Genomic DNA, 25,138 nt, shown 5'->3' on the forward strand with positions numbered 1-25,138 from the left:
ACGGCGGCGAGTCCTGGATCACGTGGTCCGGCGCGTAGCATCAAGGGCAGCGGCGGCATCCGGTGATGCGGCCAGTGATGCGGCCGGTGGCGGCGTGGACGGCGAGGAGTGCGGTGAGCGAGCAGAGCCCGCGGCAGGAGTTCTCGGGCATCCGGATGGGGAAGCCCTTCGGGATCCCGGTTTACGTGTCGTGGACGTGGTTCATCGTCGCGGCCTTCATCACCTGGCTGTTCGGCGACACCGTGCGCGACATGCTGCCGCACCTGTCCGGCGGCGCCGCCTACGCTGTCGCGTTCGTCTTCGCGGTGCTCCTGTACGTGTCGGTCCTGCTGCACGAGCTGGCCCACAGCGTGCTGGCCAAGGCCTACGGGCTGCCGGTGCGCCGCATCACCCTCTACCTGCTGGGCGGCGTGTCGGAGATCGAGAAGGAGCCGCCCACGCCCGGCAAGGAGTTCATGGTCGCGGCGGCGGGCCCGGTGCTGTCGCTGGGCCTGGCGGGGATCGGCTACGCCGCCGACGAGTTCCTGATCAACGGCGGGGGCATCCCGGAGGTGCTGATCTGGCAGCTGTGGGTGTCCAACCTCATCGTGGGCGTGTTCAACCTGCTGCCCGGCCTGCCGCTCGACGGCGGGCGGCTGCTGCGCGCCGGCGTGTGGAAGCTGACCAGCAGCCCCGGCGCCGGCACGGTCGCCGCCGCGTGGGGCGGCCGGATCCTCGCCGTGGCGCTGGTGGCGATCCCGTTCGCGATGTCCACGATGTCCGGTCAGGAACTCGACCCGCGCGACCTCATCTGGCCGTTCGTGCTGGCCTCCTTCATCTGGGTGGCCGCCGGGCAGTCGCTCAAGGCGGCCCGGTTCCGGGCGCGCATCCCGCAGCTCAACGCCCGCGGGCTGGCGCGCCGGGCGATCCCGGTGACGGCCGGGACGCCGCTGGCCGAGGCGCTGCGGCAGGCCGCCGAGAGCCGGGCGGGCGCGCTCGTCGTGGTCGACCACGACGGCAGGCCGCTGGCGATCGTCAACGAGTCGGCCGTGCAGGCCACCCCCGAGCACCGGCGGCCCTGGGTCGACGTGGGCGCGCTGGCCAAGTCGCTGGAGCCGTCCGTGGTGCTGGCCGCCGACCTGGAGGGCGAGGCGCTCATCGACGCCATGCGCGAGGCGCCCGCGGGCGAGTACCTGCTCGTGGAGCGGGGTGGGGAGATCTACGGGGTGCTCGCCACCGCCGACGTCAACCGCGTCTTCATCGGCGTCTGATTTGTCCCACTCGTCTAAGCGACCGGCCCCGGATAATGTCATTGATCGGGACGCCGGAGTTTCGATGCTGCGACGTCTGGCCGATAGTGTGCTGTTTGCCCGAGCTTGCACAGTTGGGGGGCGGCGCGACGGCCTCGCGTCCGGGATGCGTATGAGTGCCGTCATACCGTCGGCTTTCGGTAAGGAGAGTTGAGTGACCGAGCGCAGCACGGTCATGGGGGAGGACTCATGACTGACCACGGCTTCGGGACCGTGCGCCCGCTTCCCGGCGACGGCCTGGTCGCCTATCTGGGCGGCCTGCTGCTGGTGTGCGACGTGGACGAGGCCGCCGGCACCGGCCTGATCGAGGCGCTGCGCGAGACGGCCGCCTCCGGCGGCGACGGCAGGGCGCTGGCCCGGCGCGCCGCCCAGGTGCTCGCCGCCAACATGGCCGGCGACCCGGCCACCTGCGCGGTCGCGGGCCCGGTCGGCGGCGGCGTGGCCGTCCTGGTCAGCGGCTCGGCCTCGGCCACCGTCACCACCGCCTCCGGCGAGACCCGCCTGGCCGGCAGCGACTCCCTCACCTGGTCCGACCGGCTCATCGCCGGCCCCGTCGAGCGGATCGAGCTCAGCCTCCCCGGCGCCCGCGACCCGCACCCGGCCGTCGGCTTCTCCGGCGGCGTCGTGCACGGCGGCGGCATCACGGCCGCCCCCGGCGACGCGGACGAGCCGGGCGAGCCCGTCGGCGCCGGCAGCCGGTCCGGCGCCGACGAGCGCTCCGAGCGGGCCGAGCGCTCCAGGTCGCTCACCAGCGAGATGCCCAACACGGCCCTGCACATGGAGCCCGACCTGCTGCCGCGCGCCGAGCCGCCGGCCCAGGCCCCGCCCTACCCGCTGTCCGGCCCCGAGCCCGGCCCGCCCTCGGGCCCGCAGTTCCGGCCGCAGCCGCCGTCGGCGCCCCACCACCCCCAGCCGCAGTCCCAGCCCCAGATCCAGCCGCAGCCGCCGTCGCAGCCGCACCTCGCGCCGCCGGGGGCCGAGCATCCCGGGCCGCCGGGCCCGCCGCCGTTCCCCAGCTACGACGAGCCCGCGCCCGCGCCGGGCAACGGCACCGTCCCCGAGTACGAGCAGGCCCCGCCGCAGCAGGAGCACTTCGAGCCAGGCCCGCCCCTGATGGGCCCGCCCTCGCAGGACCCGCCGCCGCACCTGGGCCCGCCGCCCGGCGACCACCCGCCGCACCTCGGCCCGCCGCCGGAGCCGTTCGACCAGCCGCAGGGGCCGCCCCCGCCGTTCGACCCGCAGGGGCACCCACAGGGACACTCACAGCCCGGCCACGAGCAGCCCGACCACGGCGACCGGCCGCTCGTCTACGGCGTCGACTGCACCAACGACCACTTCAACGACCCGCGCGCCCCCTACTGCGCGGTGTGCGGCATCGCGCTCGTGCAGCGTTCGCTCGTCCCGTACAAGGGGCCGCGCCCGCAGCTCGGCGTGCTCGTGCTCGACGACGGCACCGCGCTGCCGCTCGACAGCGACTACCTGCTCGGCCGCGACCCCGAGCGGGCGCCCGAGGTGGCCGGCGGCAACGCCCGCCCCGCCAAGGTGACCAGCCCCGACGGCTCGGTCTCGCGGCGGCACCTGCGGGTGGCGCTCGACGGCTGGGACGTCAACCTGGTCGACCTCGGCTCGGTCAACGGCACCCAGATCCAGCCGCCCGGCGACCCGAACTTCTACGACATCCCGCCCAACGAGCCCGTCACGATCGCGCCCGGCACGACCGTGCGCGTCGGCGTCTCACGGACGCTGCGTTTCGAGGCCCACCGCGGCTGAACCGTTTCCCCGGCGCGCATTCACCACGCGGCTCTGCCCGCCGGGAAAACGCCGTGCGTGCGGGAAATCCCGTACGCCTCGGATGCCGGACGCCCGGGAAACGCTGGACGCCCGGGAAACGCCGGACGTGCGGAACAGCGTGCGTACGGAAACGGCGTACGGGTCAATCCGGGCCGGTTACGGGCGGCCGGATCCGCTGTTGCGGACGTACGGGAACGCGGGGGCGGCGGGGCGGCGTGAAGGCCTGCACGCCGCGCAGCAGGCGGGTGGCCGCCTCCAGGTCGCCGGCGGCCTCCAGGGCGCGCCCGGCGGCGGTGGCGAAGCGGCCCAGCAGGTGCTCGTCGGCCGCGTCGAAGGCGCGGCCCGCCACCCACAGCGACACGTGGTCGCACGTCGTCAGCGGCACCGGCGTGGCCAGGAAGCCGGGCGCGCCCACCGAGACGTCCCGGGCCAGGCACACCGGCCCGTCCGCGGCGGCCAGCTCCTTGAGCACGCCCGACTCCGCCAGCCAGGCCCGCATCCGCAGCGGATCGCCCGGCGGCCCGTGCGTGTGGACGGCGTGCGCCTCCTCACGCAGCGGATCGCAGCGGACGAACCCCGCGTAGGCGGCGCGGGCGACCGTCGCGGCGGCGCGCGCCAGGCGATCGGTCAGCCCCGCCCGGTCCAGGCAGGAGAACGCGGAGATGAGCTCGCGCATGGCGACATGGACACGTTCGTCTGGCATCGTGACATCCCTCGGCTGAGGCGCTCAGGACCAAGCCGTTCGTTCACGCTGATTGCAGGGGCGGTGACTCGGAGTATCTTCCGCCGCGCGCCCCTTGGCCAGACCTCAAAGCGGTAATCAGGATTTCTCGCCTGCATCGGGACGCATCAGGACCCAGCACAGCTCGTCCGCGTGGCCGCCGCCGGCCTTCGGCAGGAGCTTGTGGCGCATCCCCTCACGGACGAACCCGGCGCGCTCCAGCACCGCCTGCGACGCGGTGTTGGACACGTCGGTGCCGGCGACGATCCGGTGCAGCGGCGTCTCGGCGAACGCCCACCCGGTCAGCAGGCGCACCGCCCGCGTCATGAAGCCCCGGCCGCGGAAGCGCTCGGTCAGCGAGTAGCCCACCATGGCCTGCCCGAACTCGGGGACGATCTGCACGAGCTGGATGTGCCCGGCGAACTCGCCCGTCCCGGCGTCCCTGATCGCCAGCTCGACCCGCTGCCCGGACACCCAGAAGTAGCCGGTGTAGCGGCAGCGGCGCTCGTCGTCGGCCGGCGAGTTGGCGATGCCCACGCCGTACTCGGCCACGCTCGGCTCCTGGAGCATCCGGTGGAAGGCGCCGGCGTCGTCCACCGTCATCGGCGTCAGGCACACCACCCCGTCGGACAGCTCCCCGCCGGCGAAGAACGGCAGGAACGGCTCCCAGAGCCCGGCCGGGTCGCGGCCGATCCTGCCGAACGTCACGACGTCCGTCCGCCGCCCGTCGCGCAGCGTCTTGGCGTCGCGCCTGCGGCCCTCCTCGGTGAAGCCCGAGCGGTAGGCCACCCGCAGGCTCGCCACGTTCTCCACCTCGGCCTCCAGCTCGACCCGCGCCACGCCGTGGTCGAGCAGCCAGTCGCTCAGCCCGCGCGCCGCCGCCGAGGCCACCCCCTTGCCGCGCGCCCACGGCGACACCAGGTAGCCGAGCCGCACCGTCCCCCACCTGTCGGGCGCGCTCACCCTGACGGCGCCCACGTAGCGGCCGTCCTGGGTGATCGCGAACTCCGCGGCGCCCTCGTCCCACTTCTCCTCCGCGCGAGCCAGGTACGCCAGCGCGTCCTGCCGTGTGTAAGGCGAAGGCAGCAAGGGGAGGAACCTGGCCGACACCGGATCGTCGCAGGTGGCGACGATGGCGTCGGCGTCGTCCGCGCCCGGGACGCGCAGCACCAGGGAGCCGACGGAGATCACTTCACGAGGGAACATCCCCCATTGATATCGCGCGTCCAGACGTGCTCGAAAGCCCTATAACCTTGCCGCCATGGGTTTCCGCAGGCATGGGCCGTTCCGGCCCGGGGATCAGGTGCAGCTCACCGACCCCAAGAACAAGCGCCACACGATCACGCTCAAGGAGGACGGCGTCTTCCACACGCACAAGGGCGCCATCCCGCACAGCGAGCTGATCGGTCAGCCCGAGGGCTCCGTGGTGCGCTCCTCCGGCGGCACCCAGTACCTGGCCTTCCGCCACCTGCTGCAGGACTACACGCTGGCGATGCCGCGCGGCGCGGCGGTCATCTACCCCAAGGACGCCTCGATGATCGTCGGCATGGCCGACATCTTCCCGGGCGCCCGGGTGATCGAGGCCGGCGTCGGCTCCGGCGCGCTGACGTGCTTCCTGCTGCGGGCCGTCGGCCCCGAGGGGCACGTGACCTCGTACGAGCGCCGCCAGGAGTTCGCGGACGTGGCGGCCAAGAACGTGGAGAAGTTCTACGGCGGCCCCATGGACGACAACTGGCGCCTGGTCGTGGGCGACCTCGTCGCCTCGATCGACGAGAGCGACGTCGACCGCGTCATCCTCGACATGCTGGCTCCCTGGGAGTGCGTCGACGCCGCCGCCAAGGCGCTCACGCCGGGCGGCGTGATCTGCTGTTACGTGGCCACGACCACCCAGATGTCGAAAACCGTCGAGGCCATTCGCGATCACGGGAGTTTCACCGAGCCTCAGGCGTGGGAGACCCTGGTTCGCGACTGGCATGTCGAAGGGCTCGCCGTCCGGCCCGATCACCGGATGATCGGCCACACGGGATTCCTCGTCTCCGCCCGTCGCATGGCCGACGGCGTGACCCCGCCGCCGCGCCGCCGACGACCGAAGGGGACGACCGAGGAACTATGACAATTTGGCCACGAGGGTGCGTTGGCGCGTGACACGGGAACAGATCACCGTGTGCATATGCTGGGAGTATTAAACGCACTATTGGGGATTATTCACCAAATACTGATTGTCACTGTACGAACACTGCCCGGCCAGGTTACGGAGGGGCCCGAGATAGGTAAGGTCCTAAGTAGTCGCCCTCGACTGGGAAGGAGGTGACGGGGCGTGGCAGCTCGCGATGATGCTGAGGCTCGAGCCGCGCAGCGCGAACGGGAGGTCGCTGATCTTTCAACACAGGTCTCCTTCCTCCAGGAGGAGATCACCGCGCTGAGGCGGAAGCTTGCCGAGTCACCCCGTCAGGCCAGAGTCCTCGAAGAGCGTCTCCACGAAGCACAGGCTAACCTCGCGGCCGTGACCGGCCAGAACGAGCGCCTGGTGGCAACGCTCAAGGAGGCCAGGGATCAGATCGTCGCCCTCAAGGAGGAGGTCGACCGGCTGGCGCAGCCGCCATCCGGGTTCGGCACCTTCCTGGAGGCCCGGGAAGACGGCACGATCGAGGTGTTCACCGGCGGCCGCAAGCTGCGGGTGAACGTCAGCCCCGCCGTCGACGTCGACTCGCTGCGGCGTGGCCAGGAGGTCATGCTCAACGAGGCGCTCAACGTGGTCGAAGCACTCGGCTACGAAGAGGTCGGCGAGATCGTGATGCTCAAGGAGCTCCTTGACGAGGGCAAGCGCGCCCTGGTCATCTCGCACGCCGACGAGGAGCGGGTCGTGCGGCTCGCCGAGTCGCTCGTCGGCCAGCCCATCAGGGCCGGGGACTCGCTGCTCCTGGAGCCGCGCTCGGGTTACGTCTACGAGCGCATCCCCAAGTCCGAAGTCGAAGAGCTCGTGCTGGAAGAGGTGCCCGACATCTCCTACGAGGAGATCGGCGGCCTCATGCGGCAGATCGAGCAGATCAGGGACGCCATCGAGCTGCCCTATCTGCACGCCGACCTGTTCCGTGAGCACAAGCTCCGCCCGCCCAAGGGCGTCCTGCTCTACGGCCCGCCCGGCTGTGGCAAGACGCTCATCGCCAAGGCCGTCGCCAACTCCCTGGCCAAGCAGGTCGCGGAGAAGACCGGCCAGTCCGGCAAGAGCTTCTTCCTCAACATCAAGGGCCCGGAGCTGCTCAACAAGTACGTCGGCGAGACCGAGCGGCACATCCGCCTGGTCTTCCAGCGCGCGCGTGAGAAGGCCTCCGAGGGCACCCCGGTGATCGTGTTCTTCGACGAGATGGACTCGATCTTCCGCACCCGTGGCTCCGGCGTCTCGTCCGACGTCGAGAACACCATCGTCCCCCAGCTGCTGTCGGAGATCGACGGCGTCGAGGGCCTGGAGAACGTCATCGTCATCGGCGCCTCCAACCGCGAGGACATGATCGACCCGGCGATCCTGCGGCCCGGCCGCCTGGACGTCAAGATCAAGATCGAGCGGCCGGACGCCGAGGCGGCCAAGGACATCTTCTCCAAGTACCTGATCGCCGACCTTCCCCTCCACCCGGACGACCTCGCCGAGCACGGGCAGTCGCGCGAGGCCACCATCCACGGCATGATCCAGAGCGTCGTCGAGCGCATGTACACCGAGAGTGAGGAGAACCGCTTCCTCGAGGTGACCTACGCCAACGGCGACAAGGAAGTCCTCTACTTCAAGGACTTCAACTCCGGCGCGATGATCCAGAACATCGTCGACCGAGGCAAGAAGATGGCCATCAAGCAGTTCCTCGAAAGCGGCCAGAAGGGCCTGCGGGTGCAGCACCTGCTCGCGGCCTGCGTGGACGAGTTCTCCGAGAACGAGGACCTGCCCAACACCACCAACCCCGACGACTGGGCCCGCATCTCCGGCAAGAAGGGCGAGCGGATCGTCTACATCCGCACGCTCGTCTCCGGCAAGCAGGGCGCCGAAGCCGGCCGGTCCATCGACACCGTCGCCAACACCGGCCAATACCTGTAAGACCCCGAGAGGAGCCGCCGGCCGCGTCGAAAGCGCTGGTCGGCGGCTCCTATCGTGGGAGGGTGCTCAGCAGCAACCGCCTCCGCGTCCTCCTCGAGGTGTTCCGCGCCGGCAGCATCGCCGCCGCCGCCCGCGAGCTGAAACTGTCGCCCTCCGCCGTCTCCCACCAGCTCGCCCGCCTGGAGGACGAAGCGGGCGTCGGCCTCGTCGAACGCAACGCGCAGAGCCTGCGCCTCACCGACGCCGGCCGCCGCCTCGCCCACCGCGCCCAGGAAGTCGTCGACATCCTCGAAGCCGCCGAGAAGGACCTGCGCGCCCAGGCCCGCGTCGACGCCGGGGCGCTGCGCATCGGCTTCTTCGCCTCCGCCGGCTACCGCCTCGTGCCGCTCGCCCTGTCGCGCTTCGCCAGCCGCTACCCGGCCGTCACGCTCGACCTCGTCGAAGGGCAGCCGTTCGAGCTCCTGACCGACCTCGAACGCGGCGCCCTCGACATCCTCGTCGTCTTCGAGCACGCGCTCGACCCGTGGGAGTGCCCCGAAGGCATCGAAGTGCTGCCGCTGCTCGACGAGCCGCAGCTCCTCGTCGTCCCCAACGGCCACCCCGCCGCCCGCCGGCCGCGCATCCGCCTCGCCGACCTCGCCGACGAGCCGTGGATCACCACGTTCGGCGCCGACCACCCCGTCTCCATCCTCGAACGGGCCGGCGCCCTCGAAGGCTTCACCCCGCAGATCCGCTGCCGCAGCGACCACTACGAGGTCACGATCGGCCTCGTCCGGGCCGGGCTCGGCGTCGCGCTCGTGCCCAGCCTCGGCCTGCACGGCGTCACCGGCGTCCAGATCCGCCGCCTCCAGACGCCGCAGCTGCACCGCCGCATCGGCGTCGCCCGGCGCGCCACCAACCCCAACCCGGCGGCCAAGTCCTTCACCGCCTACCTCCGCACCGCCGCCGCCCAGCTCCGCAACTCCCTGCCGAGCTGACGGCCCCGGGCGGCCCCCTGTTTCCCGGGGGCGCGCCCGTACCGCAGGCTTCCTACCGGGCCGCGGCGGCGGCGATCAGGGCGCCCGTGAGGCGGACCGCCCGCACCAGGTCCTGGTCCGAGCCCGGCGGGCCGCCGGCGAGGACCGCGTAGGCGAGCGGGCCCATGAGCCCCACGTCCGTACGGATGCCGTCGTCCGTGCCCGTCTTGCAGGCGACCCTGCCGCCCTCCGGGTCATGCCCCAGCACCGCCGGGACCAGGCCGTGGTCGGTGTTGGCCAGCATCCACTCGCGCATCAGCACCTGCCACCCGGCCGGGCCCGCCACCAGCGCCGCCAGCCCCGCCAGCTCCCCGGCCGTGCCGATCGCGAACGTCGGCGGATGCTCCGGGCCGCGCGGCTCCCTGATCCGGTCCAGCAGCCGCGTACGGGTCAGCCCGAGCGCCGCGCCGGCCGCGTTCACCCGGTCCAGGCCGATGCGGCGCAGCAGCGCGTTCGTCGCCGTGTTGTCGCTCACCGCCGCCGTCATCAGGGCCAGGTCGCCGACCGTCCACGTACGCGCCGACAGGCCCAGCAGCAGGCCCGACCCGCCGCAGTAGTCGTCGTCGTGCACCCGCACCGGCTCGTCCGGGTCCAGGATGCCGCCGTCGACGCTCATCGCCACCTCGGCCAGCAGGAGCAGCTTCCCGACGCTGGCCAGCGGCAGCTCCACGTCCTCGTTCAGCGACAGCTCCCGGTGCGCCTGCCCGTACGCCTCGAGGCCGGGCCCGTCGTCCGGGAGGGCGGCGCGGGCGGCCGGCTGACCGTCCCGCTCCGGAACCTCGCCGCCGGACGCCGGCGGCCTGCTCCCCTCGGGGACCGGCCCGAACGGCACACCGGGCGGCGCCAGCGCGGCCGGCCGCACGGCCACGGCCAGCGTGCCGGGGCACGCCGCCGCGATCCGCTCCAGCGCCCCGCCGATCGTCCCCGAGCCGTCACCCGCCTGAGCCGCGGCCTCCACCACCGCGGCGACCTCCCGCAACAACCCCGCAACCTCCCGCGCACCCCCTCCGGCCCGAAGCCCGCCCCCGGACGGCGGCGCACCCCCGGACAGGGGCGCACCTGCGGATGGTGGCGCACCACCAGACGAGGGTGCGCCGCCGGACGGAGGCGCATCAAGGGGGCGCCCGGCGTCGGCGGGGGTCTCAGGGTCGGTGGGGGTCATGGGGTCACGATCCTTCCTGGGCGGGCGGGGGTGACCGTGTTGTCGCGGACCGCCACCTGGCCGGCGGTGACGACGAGGCGCAGGCCGGTGGGGGGCAGCAGCGGGTCGGTGTACGTGGCGCCGTCGGCGATCGTGGCGGGGTCGAACAGCACGAGGTCGGCGTGCGCCCCGTCGCGCACGACGCCGCGGTCGCGCAGCCCGAAGCGGGCCGCGGCCATCCCGGTCATCTTGTGCACCGCCTCCTCCAGCGTCACCAGCCCCTGCTCGCGCACGTACCGGCCGAGGACGCGGGGGAAGGTGCCGGCCAGGCGCGGGTGGGGGTGGCCGGGTTTGGGCACCCCGTCGGAGCCGATCATGGTGAACGGGCTCGCCAGCACCCGCTGGACGTCGTCCTCGCGCATGGAGTGGCTGATGATGGTGACCTCGCCGTCCTCCGACAGCAGCAGGTCGGCGGCCACGTCGACGGGGTCGCCGCCGAGGTCGGCGATGGTGCGGCCCTCGACGGCCGGGTTGCGGGGGGCGCAGGCGACGGAGATGCGGTCCCAGCCGCCATTGCCGACGGTGTTCTCCCAGCCGGGCACGCCGTCGGCGATCGCGCGGCGCATCAGGTCGCGCTGGCCGGGGTCGGCCAGGCGGGTGAGCAGCGCGCGGGTGCCGCCGTCGTTGGCCCACGGCGGCAGCATGGCCGCCAGGGAGGTGCTCGCCTCGGTGTAGGGGTAGACGTCGCAGGTGACGTCCAGGCCCTGCTCGCGCAGCTCGGCGATCCGCGCCAGGGTGCGGACGGTCCTGCCCCAGGCGTGGCGGCCGGCGGTCTTGTGGTGGGAGACGTGCAGGGCCGCGCCGCTGCGGCGGGCGATCTCGACGGCCTCTTCCAGCGCCTCCTCCACGCGGGCCATCTCGTCGCGCAGGTGGGTGACGTACGGGCGGCCGTGGCGGGCGGCGACGGCGGCCAGGGCGACCACCTCGTCGGTGCCGCCGTAGGTGCCGGGGGTGTAGATGAGGCCGGTCGACAGGCCGGTGGCTCCCGCGGCGAGGGCGTCGTCGAGCAGGCCGCGCATGACGTCCAGCTCGCGCGGGGAGGCGGGGCGGTCCTCGTAGCCGAGCACGCCCGCGCGCAGGGTGCCGTGGCCGACGAGGGAGCTCAGGTGGTTGGAGCGGGGGGCGGCCCGATGCGCCTCCGCGAAACCCTCGAAATCCGGAAAAATCGGGACTCGTCCGCCGAAGGTGACCCGGCTCGACGCCCGCATCTCCGGCAGCCGCTCCGGCAGCCCCGGGAACAGCCCGGACCCGCAGTTGCCGCAGATCTCCGTCGTCACGCCCATCCGCACGGGCGCGACCGCCAGCTCCCATGCCTCCTCGCCCAGCAGCGTGACGGCGTCGGAGTGGGTGTGCACGTCGATGAACCCGGGCGCGACCACCAGCCCGGCCGCGTCCACGACCTCGGCCGCGTCCACGCGCCCGGCGGCGTCCACGCCCCCGCCCCCGCCAGGACCGGCGGGGGCGCCGCGTTCGAGCACGGTGATCCGCCCGCCCGTCACGGCGACGTCCGCGCGGCGCGCCGGGGCGCCGGTGCCGTCGGCCAGCAGACCGCCGGCGATCAGCAGGTCGGCGTTCACAGCACCTGCCCCAGGAACGCGCGGGTGCGCTCGTGCTGGGGGGCGGACAGCACGTCGCGTGGCGGCCCCTCCTCGACGATCATCCCGTCGTCCATGAACACCAGATGGTCGCCCGCCTCCCTGGCGAACCCCATCTCGTGCGTGACCACCACCATGGTGATCCCGCTCGTGGCCAGGTCCCGCATGACGCCGAGCACCTCCTGCACCAGCTCGGGGTCGAGCGCGCTGGTCGGCTCGTCGAACAGCATCACCTTCGGCTCCATCGCCAGACTGCGCGCGATCGCGACCCGCTGCTGCTGGCCGCCCGAGAGCTGGGCGGGGTAGTGGTGGGCCCGGTCGGACAGGCCGACGCGTTCCAGCAGCGCGCCCGCCTGCTCGCGGGCCCGCTGCCGGGAGACGCCCTGCACGGTGCACGGCCCCTCCATCACGTTCTCCAGGGCCGTCATGTGCGGGAACAGGTGGAAGCGCTGGAACACCATGCCGATCTTGCGCCGCTGCCGGCACAGCTCGGCCGGCTTGAGCAGGTGCAGCTTCCCGCCCACCTCGCGGAAGCCCATGAGCTCGCCGTCCACCCAGATGCGGCCCGAGTCGATCGTCTCCAGCCGGTTCACGCACCGCAGCAGCGTCGACTTGCCGGACCCGGACGGCCCGACGACGCAGACCACGCCGCCCTCGGGCACGTCGAGGCTGACGCCCTTGAGCACCTCCAGCGACCCGAACCGTTTGCGCACCGAGCGCACGCTCACCATGACACTCATCGTCCGGCCTCCCCGCGGCTGAACCTCTTCTCCAGGAAGTGCTGGCCCACGCTCGCGACGGTGGTCAGCACCAGGTACCACACCGACGCCACGACCAGCAGCGCGATCACCTCGAAGTTGCCCAGGTAGATCCGCTGCGCCACGGTCAGCAGCTCGGCGCCCGCGATCACCGACACCATCGACGTCGTCTTGAGCATCGAGATGAACTGGTTGCCCGTCGGCGGGATGATCACCCGCATCGCCTGGGGCAGCACCACGCGGCGCAGGATCTGCCGGTGGGACATGCCCAGCGCCTCGGCCGCCTCCCGCTGGCCGGGGTCGACGGACCGGATGCCGGCCCGGACGATCTCCGCCATGTAGGCGCCCTCGTTGATCGTCAGGCCGAGCGCGGCCGCGATGAACGGGGTGATGAGCACGTTCGCCTGCCACTCGACCAGCATCGGCCCGCCGAACGGCACCCCGATGCCGATCACCGGGAACACCAGGCCGACGTTGAACCAGAAGATCAGCTGCACCAGCAGCGGCGTGCCCCGGAAGAACCACGTGTAGAGGCCGGCGGCGCCGCGCAGCACCGGGCTGTCCGACAGCTGCATCACCGCCGCGATCACGCCCAGCGCGACGCCGATCACCATCGACAGCACGGTGAGCGCGATCGTGACGAGCAGGCCGCTCAGGATCCTGGAGTCGAACAGGAACGCGACGATCACGTCCCAGTGCAGGTTCTCGTTGACGATGATCGTGTACGCGAGCCAGGCCAGCGCCAGCCCGGCCAGGGCGGCGGCGACCACCCTGCCGGGCCGGGGCGGGCGCACCGCGTCGATCGGCAGTTCCGTCACGACGCGCCCGTGTTGATCGTCACCTTGGGCAGGCCGTTGGCGGCCACGCCGTAGGTGTCGAGGATGGCCTTGTAGCCGCCGCTGTCCATCAGCTCCTGAAGGCCCTTGGCGACGGCGTCACGCAGGGCGGTGTCCTTCTTGTCCACCGCGATGCCCCACGGCCCGGCGTCGTACTGCTCGGACAGGACCTCGTACCTGCCGGTGTCCTTGGCGTACATGTGGCCGACGGGGGAGTCGACGATGGTGGCGACGGTGCGGCCGGAGTCGATCGTCAGCAGGCCGGTCGGCGCGTCCTCGCTCTGCAGGATCTCCATCTTCTTGTCGCACTTGTCGTTCTGGCGCATGCCGATGTCGAGGTTGGAGCTGCCCTTGGCCAGGACGACCTTCTTGCCGCACAGGTCGGCGAGGGTCTTGATGCCTTCGGGGTTGCCCTTCTTCACCAGGATCGAGCCGCCGGCCTGGAAGTAGTCGACGAAGTCGACCGCCTGGCGCCGCTGCTCGGTGTCGCTCATGGAGGACATGGCCAGGTCCCACCGGCCGGCCTGGAGGCCGGGGATGAGGCCGTCGAAGGCCGCGTTCGTCACCTGGGTCTTGAGCCCGAGCTGCTCGCCGATGGCCTTGGCCAGGTCGATGTCGACGCCCGTCAGCTCCTGGGTGCCGGGCTTGTACATCTCCATCGGCGGATAGCCCTCCGCCGTGGCGACCCGCAGCACGCCCGTCTTGCGGACGTCCTCGGGGACGAGATCCTTCGCGCTCTTGCCGGTGGTGGGGGGTACGGAGGGCGCCGCCGCGCCGGAGGTGGACCGGCCGCAGCCCGCGCTCAGCAGGGCGACCGCCGCCACTGCGATGACCAGGTGATTTCGCATGGCCGACATGGTGACGAGCGGCACACCCCGGCCCCAACGACCGTGACGGCTTACGGCTCTCAGCCACGAAAATTTCGATGCTTGTTGTGACAGAAGTGAATAAATGGAACCGAAGTGATCGTTGTGACGTCTAAGGGCCGTGCGTCAAGCGAACCGGCCGAAGCATGCTCGCGGGGACGGCCGGCTGGCCGAGCTCGACCTCCTGCGGTTCATCGCCGCCCTCGCCGTGCTGGCCTTCCACTACCTGATCGCCTACGCCTCGGTCTGGGGTGACCGGCCGGCCGAGCTCTTCCCCGCCGTCGCCCCGATCGCCGGGCTGGGCATCCTCGGCGTGGAGCTGTTCTTCGTCATCAGCGGATTCGTCATCCTGATGAGCGTGTGGGGGCGCGGGCTCGGCGCGTTCGCCCGCTCCCGGCTGGTGCGGCTCTACCCGGCGTACTGGCTCAGCCTGATCGCCGTGGCGGCCTTCTACGGGCTGACCGCCGCCAAGCCGCTCAACCCAAAACTTTCGCCAGGCGACTACCTGGTGAACGCCACCATGTTCCAGCGGCTGTTCAAGGTCACGGACGCGACGGGCGTCTACTGGTCGCTGTGGGCAGAGCTCCGCTTCTACCTGCTCATCTCGATCCTGGTGATCGCGGGCGTCACGTACGGGCGCGTGCTGGCCTTCTCGGGCGTCTGGCTGGTGGCCGCGCTGGGCGCCGAGCTGCTGGGCAACCCGCTGCTCAACGAGATCGTCATGCCCCGGTACGCGCCCTACTTCATCGCCGGCATGTCGCTCTATCTCATCCACAAGCACGGCAGCGCCTGGCTTCCCTGGCTCTACGTGGCCGGGTCGTACGGGATGTCGCTGCACGCCGCGCTCGAACGCGTGCACGGCCGGATCGAGCTCGCCGGGTTCAGGAACATGCCCGTCAGCGACGTCAGCGTGATCATCACGGTCACGCTGATCTTCGTCGTCATGTCGCTGGTCGCGCTCGGGCTCATGCGGGTGCGGGCGCGCCCGGCGCTGACCGCGCTCGGGGCGACCACCTACCCGCTTTACCTGTTCCACTCCGTGGTCGCGGCGGCCCTGATCCCCCTGCTCGTCGGGGATCTGCCCCCGCTCGCGGTGGTCGCGGTGACCACGCTGGCGGCCGTGGCGCTGTCGTACGCGATCTACCTCTTTGCCGAACGGCCCATCCAGCGGCTACTCAAGCCCCGCAGAACTCCACAAAGCACAACAACTCCCGCCGTACAGGTTGAAAAGGCGTCGGTGCCATAACTCTGTGACCCCGGGGCACTGTGAAGGGCATAGGCTCGGGCATATAAACGGCGGATAGACAGATCCGGACGAACAGAGGGTGCGCATGACGGTGCGTCGGGTGATGGGCATCGAGACCGAGTACGGCATCTCCGTACCCGGTCAGCCAGGCGCCAACGCGATGGTGACCTCCTCCCAGGTCGTGAACGCCTACCTGGCGGCCTCGGCGGCCAGGGCACGCAGAGCGCGCTGGGACTTCGAAGAGGAGAACCCCCTGCGCGACGCCAGGGGCTTCGACCTCGCCCGCGAGGTCGCCGACCCCACCCAGCTCACCGACGAGGACCTCGGGCTGGCCAACGTCATCCTGACCAACGGCGCCCGGCTCTACGTCGACCACGCGCACCCCGAATACTCCACGCCGGAGTGCACCAACCCCCGCGCCGCGGTCATCTGGGACAAGGCGGGCGAGCGGGTGATGTACGACGCCGCCCAGCGGGCCGGCGCGATCCCCGCCAACGCCCCCATCCAGCTCTACAAGAACAACACCGACGCCAAGGGCGCCAGCTACGGCTGCCACGAGAACTACCTGATGCGCCGGGCCACGCCGTTCGCCGACATCGTCCGCCACCTGACGCCGTTCTTCGTCTCGCGGCAGGTCGTCGTCGGCGCCGGCAAGGTCGGCATCGGCCAGGACTCGCGCGGCGAGGGCTTCCAGATCAGCCAGCGCGCCGACTTCTTCGAGGTCGAGGTGGGCCTGGAGACGACGCTCAAGCGGCCGATCATCAACACCCGTGACGAGCCGCACGCCGACCCGGAGAAGTACCGGCGGCTGCACGTCATCATCGGCGACGCCAACATGTCGGAAATCTCCACATACCTGAAGCTAGGGTCGACGGCGCTCGTCCTCGCCATGATCGAGGAGGGCTTCCTCAGCCGCGACCTCGCCGTGGAGAACCCCGTGCAGTCCCTGCGCGCCGTCTCCCACGACCCGAGCTGCCGCTACGAGATCCCCATGCGCGACGGCCGCAAGCTCACCGCCGTCCAGCTCCAGATGGAATACCTGGAGCAGGCCCGCAAGTATGTCGAGGAGCGCGGCACCGCCCAGGACGAGATGAACAAGGACGTCCTCGACCGCTGGGAGTCGGTGCTCACCCGCCTCGCCGAGGACCCGATGCAGCTGTCCAAGGAGCTCGACTGGGTCGCCAAGCTGGAGCTGCTGGAGGGCTACCGCAGCCGCGACGGCCTCGCCTGGTCGCACCCCCGCCTGCAGCTCGTCGACCTGCAGTACTCCGACATCCGCCCCGACCGCGGCCTCTACAACCGTCTCGTGGCGCGCGGCCGCATGCAGCGCCTCATCACCGAGGACGAGGTCGAGCGCGCCGTCGAGAACCCGCCGACCGACACCCGCGCCTACTTCCGCGGGCGCTGCCTGCGCCAGTACAGCGACTCCGTGGCCGCCGCCTCCTGGGACTCGGTCATCTTCGACATCCCGGGCCGCGAGTCCCTCCAGCGCGTCCCCACGCTGGAGCCGCTGCGGGGCACCAAGCAGCACGTCGGCGAGCTGTTCGACCGCTGCCGCACCGCCGCCGACCTGGTCGCCGCCCTCACCGGCGGCGAGTGACCAGCGGGCTCAGCCTTCCGGGCCGCTGCCCAGGACCTGCGCGAGCCCGTGCCGTCCGGAGACGCCGAGCTTCGCGTACACCCGGCCCAGGTGGTTGTTGACGGTCCGCAGCGACAGGCCGAGCCGGCCGGCGACCTCGCGGGCCGGCAGCCCGGCGGTGACCAGCTTGGCGATCTGGAGCTCCCGGGGCGTCAGCGACGCCTCGCTGCCCGTCAGGTCCGTCAGCGGCGTCCGCACGGCCCCGCACTCGGCGAGCCGTTCCCTGGCGAAGGCGAGCGCGGTCTTGGCCGCCGTGCGCCGCCCCGCCCTGGCGTGCAGCCGGTGCGCCGTCGCCGCCGCCTCGGCCGCGTGCAGCAGGTGGCCCGTGTGATACAGCGTCTCGGCCGCCGCCGTGAGCTGCCGGGCGTCGTCGGTGGCCAGCGCGGTGGACGCCCGCGCGAACGCCGCCGCCGCGGGCGCCGCCGTCTCCCCGGCGATCCGGTGCAGCCGGGCCGACACCTCCCTGGCCTCGCCGAAGCGCGCCGCGTCGAACAGCGCCAGCGCCTCGACCATCGGCGACTCGGCCTCCCGCGCCGCCTTGGCCGCCTGCATGGCATGGTTCGCGGCGCCCAGCAGGTCGAGCGCGGCGGCGGCGGCCCACGCCCGGTTGCGCTCGATCCACGGGTCGAACAGCGCGCCCGGCGGCGGGGGACAGCCGTCCATCCGGCTGAGCCAGGCGTCGGCCTGCACCGTGTCACCCGCCATCGCGTACGCGCCCGCCAGCTCGGCCAGGTAGACGCCGCGCAGCCGCAGCGGGTCGTGCTCGCCGAGCAGCACGACGGCCTCGCGCAGCGCCTGCTGGGCCGGCGCCACCCGGCCCTGCGCCTTGGCCACGAAGCCGCGCACGACCGCCCACACGCCGACGACCGGCGCGGTGAGCTGGCCCTCGACGGCCTCCCGGTAGCCCGTCTCCACGTCCTCGGCGGCGGTGGTGAGCGCGCCTCCCAGCATCAGCGCCAGGCAGCGGGCGGCGGCCACCTGGGCCCGCGCCCACGGCGACACCGCCCGGCCCGCCGAGGTGACCGCCACGCCGCGGGCGTGCGCGGCCTCGGCCCGGTGGGTGTCGCCCATGAGCCCCGCCGCGAGCTGGGCGGCCGTGGCGGCGCGGACCGCAGCCTCGGCGGGCAGCGGGTCGGCCGGCCCGAGCAGCGCCGTCCCGGCCGCCAGAGAGCGCCTGACGTGCCCGTCGAGCAGCATCGTCCAGGCCCGCACCGCCTCCGCGGCCCGCTCGCCGCCCGGGTCCTGCGGGTCCGGCGTGAGCTGGCGGCGCCAGTAGCCGATCTTCTCGCGGAGGATCGCCCGGCGTCCGGCGCGTTCGGCGTCGCGGCACTGCTCGGCCGCCGGGAGCAGGCTCGCGGCGTCGGCGTGGCGTCCCTGGTGGCACAGGACCTCGGCCAGCGTGAGGGCCGCGTCCACGCCGCCCCCGGCGTCCAGAGAGGCGGTGGCCAGCCGTTCTGCGGCCTTCAGCTCCAGCCGCCCCGCGGTGCGCTGCGCGGCGTGCAGCAGCTCGCGCGCCGACGTGCCGAGACCGGCGTTGAGCCGCGCGACGGCCAGGTCGAGCGCGTCGTCCTCGCGGCGGCCCGGTGACGCGGCCAGCTCCCGGGCGAGCCGCCCCCAGATCACCCGGGCCTGGGCGCGCGGCATGCGGGCGCGCAGCACCTCGCCGTAGGCGGGGATGGTGAGCCGGGTGCGCTGCCGCGCCCCGCAGAGGTCGACCGTGATCAGCCCCTGCCGTTCGGCCTGCGCGACCGCGGCGGGCCCGGCCAGGCGTTCGAGCACCCGCTGGCCGAGGGGCTCCTGGCAGGCCAGGGTCTCCAGCACGCCCAGCACGGCCGGGTCGCCGACCTGCATCTGCGCCTCCAGGAGGTCGCCGAGCCGCCCCGTGACCCGCAGCTGCTCGCCCAGGTGCCACAGGCCGTCGACGCGGTGCAGCACCGCGCCCTCCAGCCCGGACTGCACCAGCTCGCGCAGCACCAGCGGGTTCCCGGCCGACAGGCGGCGCAGCGTGCGGCGGGTGACGGCGTCCAGCGGCCCGCCGAGCGCGCGTTCGAGCAGCGTGTCGACGTCGTGGTCGGCGAGCGGGCGCAGCTCGACGCGCCGGGCCAGCCGTTCCTTCCACAGCGCGGTCACCACGTCGGGCGCGGGCTGCCCCTGCCGGGCGGTGAGCAGCACGAAGGCGCGCGTGTGCAGGGCGAGCCGGTGGACGAGCGCGGCCGAGACGCTGTCGAGCAGGTGGGCGTCGTCCACGACGAGCACCGGACGCTCGGCGGCGGGGGCGCTGAAACGCTCCACGATGCGGTCGAAGACCACCCGGGTGCCGTGTGCCGCGCAGTCGCTCAGCGGCGCGAGGTGGAGCAGCGCGCCCAGCGGGATCGCCGCGGCGGCGGCGGTGGCGCCGGCCCAGGCCACCGGGTGTCCCGCCGCGGCCAGCCGGGCGAGCGCCTCCGCGGCCAGGCGGGTCCGGCCGGCCCCCGGCGGCCCCACGACCACCACGCCGCGCACCTCCGCCCGCGCCGCCGCCTCCGTGGTGGTGCGCAGCGCGGTGGCGCGTCCGACGAACGGCCATGCGTTCCTGGGGAGTGCGTCATGCGGACGGCTGGCTCCCATGTCGTCCTTTCAGAGTGAGTCGTGCCAGGAAGCAAGGGGCCGGGAGGGTGGGGGTGCCGGTGGGGGAGTGATCACTTCCGCCTTCCCTGAGAACAAACGGCAAAACGGAGTGATCGTGACATAGCTCTTAGTGGACGTAAAGATCGCTCTCGTATGTGGAAAGAGACCTGCCGTCACACCGCCTGGTGACGGCGCCGCAGCCCGGCCGTCACGGCCCCAGCAGGTCGTCGGCGAGCGCCAGCAGGCGCACCGCCGTCGCGTCGGGCGGCCGCGAGGACGCCGACAGGCGCTCACCGATCCGGCGCAGCAGGTCGCGCGGATCGGCCGGCGGCTCGGCGCGCCGCCCGGCCCGGATGCGCAGCAGCAGCTCCAGGGCGCAGGCCGCCTGGGTGGCGAACAGCCCGAGCAGCTCCATGTCGTCCAGCTCGCTGCGCGAGGCCGTGCGGTCCAGCACTTCCAGGACGCCGACGCACTCCTCGAAGCGGATGAGCGGCGCCGCCATGATCGTGCGCGGCACGTACCCGGTCGACTCGGCGGCGTCGCGGGCGAACGGCGCGACCTCCGCCACGTCGTCCGCGACCATCGGCTGCCCGCTCGCCGCCACCCAGCCGGCGATCCCCGTCCCGGCCGGGAACCGGCTGCCGACCAGCTCCTTCTCGCCCTCGCCCGACACCGCCTCGAAGATCAGATCGCCCGTCTCCGGCTCCACCAGGAAGATGGAGGCGGCGGCGGCGCCGAACATGTGCCGGGCCACTTCAACGACCGACTGCAGCAGCCGGCGCTCGGTGCCGTCGATGTCGTCAGGAGACATGGGCCTCTCCGCTGTGAGTCAGGGTGTTGTCGGCTGCCAGATAGAGCACGGTCTTGAGCTGGAACGGCGTCAGCCACGGATGCTTGCCCAGGATGAGCGCGCAGATGCCGGTGATGTGCGGGGCCGCGAAGCTGTTGCCGGTGCTGCGGATCTCCCGGCCGCCCGGCCACGCGACGGGCACCTTGACGCCGCGCGCGTGGAACTCCGCGGGCGGCGCCGGGTTGTAGTAGTACGTCATCGGGTCGGGCAGGTCGTGGCTGGCCACCGAGACCACCGAGGAGAACGTCCACGGGTAGCTGAGCACGGGCATGTTGTGCGCGGCGGCCACGAGCAGGCAGCGCCGGAAGTAGGCGCGGTCGGCCAGCTCGTGCAGCGACTCGCGGAAGCCGGACCTCGTCGTCGACAGGCTGAGGTTGACCAGGTCGAAGCCCTCCTCGATGGCCCAGCTCAGCCCGGCCACGAGCGCGTCGCCGGAGCCGGTCTTCCCGTCGGTGAGCACCCGCACCGAGGTGAGCGACACGCCGGGGGCGATCGACCGGATCACCCCGGCGCAGGCCGTGCCGTGCCCGGCCGGGTCGGCGGGCTCGCACTCGGCCACGACCGGCCTGCCGTCGTCCCCGCCGACCACGTGCAGCGACCGCTCCAGCCCGCCGATTCTCGGATGGTCGGCGGCCACGCCGGTGTCCAGCACGCACACCCGTACACCCGAGCCGTCGGACCCGCCCCACGCCCACTCCTTGCTCACCCCCGACAGCGGGCTGACGTCGAAGGGCTCGGGGGACTGCCGCCGGGTGGACAGGCCCCACGCGGGCACCCCGGGGAACTGGGCGGGCCGGTCCCTGCGCCAGGGCGGCGTCATGGTCACGGCTCCTCCCACCAGTCGCGGATCCTGCGGGCGGGCAAGCTCGCTCCTTTCGTGAGGTACGCCTCGATCGCCGCGCGGGCGGCGGCGGCCGGGTCGCGCCCGGCGGCCCGGTCGGCCCTGGCGAGGTCGGCCAGGACGTCGCCGCGCAGGCAGGGGTCGTCGGTCGAGCCGAGCAGCGCCCGCGCGCGGGCGGCGGCGCGGGCCGCCTCCTCGTGGGCGCCGCCGAGCGCCGCGAGCAGCGCCCGGGTCGCGGCGGCGCTCACCTCGCCACGCAGCTGCCGAGGGCCGCCGCCGTCCGCGAGCCGCGCCAGCTCGGCGGCGGCCCGCCCGGCGTCCCCGGCCCGCAGGGTCTCGCGCGCCGCGTAGACCTCCAGGGTGGCGGCGGGCGCCCCGTGACCGGCGGCGCGCAGCGCGGCGGCGGCCCGCCGGAACCGGTCCCCGGCGCTCTCGTGGTCGCCGGCCAGCGACTCGGCCAGCCCCCGCACCTGCGCGACCGCGAGCGCGGGCAGCCCCAGGTGCAGGTCGGCGGCGTGCCGGTCGGCCGTGTCGAGCGCCTCGCCGGCGGCCTCCAGCTCACCGGCGAGCGCGAGCAGCCGCGCCCGGGTGGCGAGCACCGGGACCAGCAGGGCGCGGTCGCCGGCGAAGCGGTCCAGCAGGCCGGCGCAGAGCGCCAGCCCCTCCGGGACCGGCGCCGGCGACCACTGCACCAGCTCGCACAGCCCGCCCAGCAGCCGGTCCTCCTCGTACGTGTCACCCATCGCCCGCGCCCGGCCGAGCCCGTCGCGCAGCGCCCGGTCCGCCGCGCCGAACCGGCCCTCCTCGATGCGGGCCAGGGCTTCGAGCTGGTGGAAGCGGCACCAGCTCAGCTCGTCGCCGGGGTCGAGCGCCAGCCGTTCGCGCAGCGGCGGCAGCCTCGGCCCGCGGGCGCCGGCGCGCAGGGCGAGGATCTCGCGCTGGATCGCGCAGGTGAGCGCGGTGCGCGGGTCGTCCGGAGCGAGCTCCCCGGCGCGGTCCAGCGCCTCGGCCGCCCGGTCGCCCTCGCCCCTGGCCAGCCGGGCGTCGCTGATGCGGACGGCCAGCGACCGGTGCTCGTCCCGGCCCGGCGGCAGCATCTCCCGGCCGCGTTCCAGCAGCGCGATCGCCGCCGGCAGGTCCTTGCGGCGCAGCGCCCGGGAGCCGTCCCTGATGAGCGAGGCGGCGGCCCGGTCGGTCAGCTCGGGCAGCAGCGGGTCGCCCGGCCGCACCTCGCGGGTGAGCCGGCAGGCGGCCAGCAGGTGCAGGCTGACGTCCGCCTGGCCGGGGCCGGGGAACGGGGCGTCCTCCGGAGTGCCGCCCGCCTGGCCGCCCGCCCGGGCGGCCAGCTTCCGGTGCCAGTCCGCCCGCGCGTGCTTGCTGGTCAGCGCGTAGACGGTCTCCCGGGTGAGCGTCTGCGTGAACTCGTACGCGCCCGGGAGCGCGCCGGGCCGGATCAGCCGGTCGTCGCGCAGCCGCCGCAGCGACCCCCGCACCGCGTCGGGCCCGGCGCCGAGCAGCTCCGCCACCAGCTCCTCGGTGAACGCCTGGCCGATGGTCGCGGCCCGTTCCAGCACGTCGCGGTCGGCCTCGTCCAGCCGGTCCAGCCGGGCGCCGAGCAGCGCCTGGATGGTGGGCGGCAGCGAGGAGCCGCCCTCGGCCAGCGTCTCCAGCATCAGCTCGGCGAACAGCGGGTTGCCGTCCGAGCCGTGCGTCACCCGGTCGAGGACGTCGTCATGCACCGCAACCGCCGTGTCGTGGGCGACCACCTCGGCGCGACCGGCGCGCAGGGCGGCGAGCTCGGCGACGAGCCGGGCCATGTCCGGCCGGCCCAGCGGGCCGAGCTCCAGCGACAGGGCGCGCACCACGCCCGCCCCCCACGCGGGCCGCGTCCGGCACAGCTCCGGCCGGGCCACGCAGACGAGCAGGACCGGCACCCGGGCCAGCCACGCCGCGCAGTCCTCGATCAGGTCGAGCAGCGTCGGCTCGGCCCACTGCAGGTTGTCCAGCACCACCACGAGCGGGCCGCGCCGGGCCAGCACCTCGAACAGCGACCGCACCGCCCGCGCGATCTCCGCCACCCCGGCGGTGTCGAGCTCGCCGGGCTCCCCGGTGCCCGCCAGCCCGCGCAGCACCCGCGCGCTCTGCGGGCCGAGCATCGCGGCGACGGCCGGCCAGCCGCCGTTCAGCGCCTCCAGCATCTCCGCGATCGGCCGGTAGGTGGCGCCGATGCCGTAGGAGGGGCACCGGCCGGTCAGCACCGTCACCCCGTCGGGCAGCCGGTCCAGGAACTCCCTGACCAGCCGCGACTTGCCGATGCCGGGCGCGCCGAGCACCGTCGCCATGCCGCAGCGCCGGTCGGCCAGCACGCGTTCGTGCAGCAGCGTGAGCCCGCGCAGCTCCTCGGCCCGGCCGGCCAGCGGCACCGCGCCGGGCTCCGGCTCGTCCCGGTCGGGCTCCACCCCGGCCAGCCGCCAGGCGCGCACCGGCTCCCGCTTGCCCTTGAGGCTGAGCGGCGGCACCTCCTCCAGCAGGGCGTGCCGCCGTACCAGGTGGGCGACGTCGTCCCCGACGAGGATCTCCCCGGGCGCCGCGGCCGACTGCAGGCGGGCCGCCGTGTTGACCGGGTCGCCGATCACCCGCACGCCCGGCCCCGCGCCGTCGGCCACCATCACCTCGCCGAACGCGACCCCGCAGTGCGCGTCCAGCCGCACGCCCTCCCGCGCGGCGGCCGCCGAACCCGCACCCGTGCCCAGTTCGGCGCCCAGTTCGGCGCCCAGCTCGGCGCCCAGCCGGTGCACCTCGGCCATCGAGTCGCGCGCCGCCAGCACCGCCCGCAGCGCGTCGTCCTCCCGGCTCACCGGCACGCCGAACACCGCCATGATCGCGTCACCGATGTACTTCTCCACGACGCCGCCGTGCTCGGTGATCCGCGCCCGGCAGGCGGCGTAGTAGCGGTCCAGGACCCGCATGAGCAGCTCCGGGTCCAGGCGCTCGGCCAGCTCCGTCGACCCGACCATGTCGATGAACAGGACCACGACGTTGCGGCGCGCAGGCCGCGGCCCCCGTGCGCTCATACGAGCTTGAGCTCCTGTCCTTCGACCTCGCCGGCGACCTCGTCCAGACGCTTCTTGATCGAGTTCAGCAGCGCGACCTCCGGCTCGGTGAGCTCGGCGAACACCCGCCGCTGCCGCTCGTCGAGCAGGTCGATGGGATGGCCGGCCGCCCGCAGGAGCGAGAGCGCGTCGAACACACCCGATCCGGTACCGCTCATCAGCTCTTCCCCTCGTCCGCCGAACGACCGCGCCCTGACACCCAGGCTGAAACGGGACACCGCCGATCGCAAGAGATCGGGAACCCCACGATCGTGGGGTCTCGCCGGTCCAGGTCACCGCCGGTAGAGCCCACGTTTGTGGGGTTGTGCCACCCTCTCGTGACCGGCTCATACTCGACCTGCAACGCATCACCAACACGGAGAGGTGAGGGCATGGCCTTCGATCCGAAGGAAGCTCTGCGCGAGGCCGGGATCATCAACGACCCGATCGCCGCTGAGGTCGAGGAGGCGTTCGCCACCTTGACCAAGGAAGAAACCGACCTGCTCATCTCGCTCAAGGACAAGATCCCGGCCACGCTGCCCGAGGTCCTGTCGGGCGAGCAGTGGGCCAGGCCGGAGGTCGAGGTCCACTCGATCGAGGCCGACGCCAAGTGCATGTGCGGGGCCTGGTCCGGCTCCGGGTCCGGGGCCGTGGCGAACTAGGCGCGGCCGACGCCGGCTGTCGCGTACGCGGCTCCGGGCCGCAGGCC

The 25,138-nt window shown here is 73.2% G+C and carries 20 protein-coding genes; 8 read left to right on the plus strand and 12 right to left on the minus strand.

Features of this window, described 5'->3' with window-relative positions; translation table 11 throughout:
• The first annotated feature begins 113 nt into the window (after positions 1-113).
• Positions 114-1,250, plus strand: coding sequence for a site-2 protease family protein (locus tag ACWDXC_RS13365; protein ID WP_449981267.1), 1,137 nt, complete (start codon positions 114-116; stop codon positions 1,248-1,250).
• Between the two features lie 228 nt (positions 1,251-1,478).
• Positions 1,479-3,059 (plus strand): FHA domain-containing protein, encoded by a 1,581-nt coding sequence (locus ACWDXC_RS13370; protein ID WP_449981269.1) that lies wholly within the window; start codon positions 1,479-1,481, stop codon positions 3,057-3,059.
• A 163-nt stretch (positions 3,060-3,222) separates the two neighbouring features.
• Here ACWDXC_RS13370 and ACWDXC_RS13375 read toward each other — a convergent pair whose 3' ends face one another.
• Both ACWDXC_RS13375 and ACWDXC_RS13380 read right to left on the minus strand, forming a co-directional pair.
• On the minus strand, positions 3,223-3,783 hold the full coding sequence (locus ACWDXC_RS13375; protein WP_449981271.1) for a hypothetical protein: 561 nt from the start codon (positions 3,781-3,783) through the stop codon (positions 3,223-3,225).
• A gap of 117 nt (positions 3,784-3,900) precedes the next feature.
• The gene (locus ACWDXC_RS13380) at positions 3,901-5,007 is read right to left on the minus strand and encodes a GNAT family N-acetyltransferase (protein ID WP_449981273.1); all 1,107 of its coding nucleotides are present in this window, start codon (positions 5,005-5,007) and stop codon (positions 3,901-3,903) included.
• Positions 5,008-5,062: 55 nt separating this feature from the next.
• On the opposite strand from ACWDXC_RS13380, the gene ACWDXC_RS13385 reads away from it, so the two are divergent.
• From ACWDXC_RS13385 to ACWDXC_RS13395, 3 genes are all read left to right on the plus strand, one after another.
• Complete coding sequence (locus ACWDXC_RS13385; RefSeq protein ID WP_219514694.1) at positions 5,063-5,914, plus strand: tRNA (adenine-N1)-methyltransferase; 852 nt, start codon at positions 5,063-5,065, stop codon at positions 5,912-5,914.
• Between the two features lie 204 nt (positions 5,915-6,118).
• Positions 6,119-7,882 (plus strand): proteasome ATPase, encoded by a 1,764-nt coding sequence (gene arc, locus ACWDXC_RS13390; RefSeq protein ID WP_219514687.1) that lies wholly within the window; start codon positions 6,119-6,121, stop codon positions 7,880-7,882.
• 62 nt (positions 7,883-7,944) lie between these two features.
• Positions 7,945-8,859: a LysR family transcriptional regulator gene (locus ACWDXC_RS13395; protein WP_357586807.1), complete on the plus strand. Its 915-nt coding sequence runs from the start codon at positions 7,945-7,947 to the stop codon at positions 8,857-8,859.
• Positions 8,860-8,911: 52 nt separating this feature from the next.
• Here ACWDXC_RS13395 and ACWDXC_RS13400 read toward each other — a convergent pair whose 3' ends face one another.
• The 5 genes from ACWDXC_RS13400 to ACWDXC_RS13420 form a co-directional block, all read right to left on the minus strand.
• Positions 8,912-9,880: a serine hydrolase gene (locus tag ACWDXC_RS13400; RefSeq protein ID WP_449981276.1), complete on the minus strand. Its 969-nt coding sequence runs from the start codon at positions 9,878-9,880 to the stop codon at positions 8,912-8,914.
• A gap of 176 nt (positions 9,881-10,056) precedes the next feature.
• Complete coding sequence (locus tag ACWDXC_RS13405; RefSeq protein WP_449981278.1) at positions 10,057-11,676, minus strand: N-acyl-D-amino-acid deacylase family protein; 1,620 nt, start codon at positions 11,674-11,676, stop codon at positions 10,057-10,059.
• Positions 11,673-12,434, minus strand: coding sequence for an amino acid ABC transporter ATP-binding protein (locus ACWDXC_RS13410; RefSeq protein WP_449981280.1), 762 nt, complete (start codon positions 12,432-12,434; stop codon positions 11,673-11,675). The genes ACWDXC_RS13405 and ACWDXC_RS13410 overlap by 4 nt, the downstream gene beginning before the upstream one ends.
• On the minus strand, positions 12,431-13,270 hold the full coding sequence (locus ACWDXC_RS13415) for an amino acid ABC transporter permease (protein ID WP_449981282.1): 840 nt from the start codon (positions 13,268-13,270) through the stop codon (positions 12,431-12,433). The genes ACWDXC_RS13410 and ACWDXC_RS13415 overlap by 4 nt, the downstream gene beginning before the upstream one ends.
• Complete coding sequence (locus tag ACWDXC_RS13420; protein ID WP_246646524.1) at positions 13,267-14,136, minus strand: ABC transporter substrate-binding protein; 870 nt, start codon at positions 14,134-14,136, stop codon at positions 13,267-13,269. The genes ACWDXC_RS13415 and ACWDXC_RS13420 overlap by 4 nt, the downstream gene beginning before the upstream one ends.
• A 139-nt stretch (positions 14,137-14,275) precedes the next feature.
• Here ACWDXC_RS13420 and ACWDXC_RS13425 point away from each other — a divergent pair, with 139 nt between their 5' ends.
• Both ACWDXC_RS13425 and dop read left to right on the plus strand, forming a co-directional pair.
• On the plus strand, positions 14,276-15,400 hold the full coding sequence (locus ACWDXC_RS13425; RefSeq protein WP_219514673.1) for an acyltransferase family protein: 1,125 nt from the start codon (positions 14,276-14,278) through the stop codon (positions 15,398-15,400).
• 85 nt (positions 15,401-15,485) lie between these two features.
• A complete protein-coding gene (gene dop, locus ACWDXC_RS13430; protein WP_246646523.1) occupies positions 15,486-17,000 on the plus strand; it encodes a depupylase/deamidase Dop in 1,515 nt (504 codons plus the stop codon).
• Positions 17,001-17,009: 9 nt separating this feature from the next.
• On the opposite strand, the gene ACWDXC_RS13435 is transcribed toward dop, so the two are convergent.
• From ACWDXC_RS13435 to ACWDXC_RS13455, 5 genes are all read right to left on the minus strand, one after another.
• Positions 17,010-19,646 carry a LuxR C-terminal-related transcriptional regulator gene (locus tag ACWDXC_RS13435; RefSeq protein ID WP_449981285.1) on the minus strand — a complete coding sequence of 879 codons (2,637 nt, stop codon included), beginning with the start codon at positions 19,644-19,646 and terminating at the stop codon, positions 17,010-17,012.
• Between the two features lie 208 nt (positions 19,647-19,854).
• Positions 19,855-20,457 (minus strand): GAF domain-containing protein, encoded by a 603-nt coding sequence (locus ACWDXC_RS13440; RefSeq protein WP_219514664.1) that lies wholly within the window; start codon positions 20,455-20,457, stop codon positions 19,855-19,857.
• A complete protein-coding gene (locus ACWDXC_RS13445; protein ID WP_219514662.1) occupies positions 20,447-21,316 on the minus strand; it encodes a S8 family serine peptidase in 870 nt (289 codons plus the stop codon). The genes ACWDXC_RS13440 and ACWDXC_RS13445 overlap by 11 nt, the downstream gene beginning before the upstream one ends.
• Before the next feature lie 2 nt (positions 21,317-21,318).
• The gene (locus tag ACWDXC_RS13450; protein WP_449981288.1) at positions 21,319-24,411 is read right to left on the minus strand and encodes an AAA family ATPase; all 3,093 of its coding nucleotides are present in this window, start codon (positions 24,409-24,411) and stop codon (positions 21,319-21,321) included.
• Positions 24,408-24,608 carry an aroma-sacti cluster domain-containing protein gene (locus ACWDXC_RS13455; RefSeq protein WP_219517448.1) on the minus strand — a complete coding sequence of 67 codons (201 nt, stop codon included), beginning with the start codon at positions 24,606-24,608 and terminating at the stop codon, positions 24,408-24,410. The genes ACWDXC_RS13450 and ACWDXC_RS13455 overlap by 4 nt, the downstream gene beginning before the upstream one ends.
• Positions 24,609-24,821: 213 nt before the next feature.
• On the opposite strand from ACWDXC_RS13455, the gene ACWDXC_RS13460 reads away from it, so the two are divergent.
• Positions 24,822-25,091: a StsA-related sactipeptide RiPP gene (locus ACWDXC_RS13460; protein ID WP_219517446.1), complete on the plus strand. Its 270-nt coding sequence runs from the start codon at positions 24,822-24,824 to the stop codon at positions 25,089-25,091.
• The last annotated feature ends 47 nt before the right edge of the window (positions 25,092-25,138 follow it).

The sequence above is a fragment of the Nonomuraea sp. NPDC003214 genome, assembly GCF_053590035.1.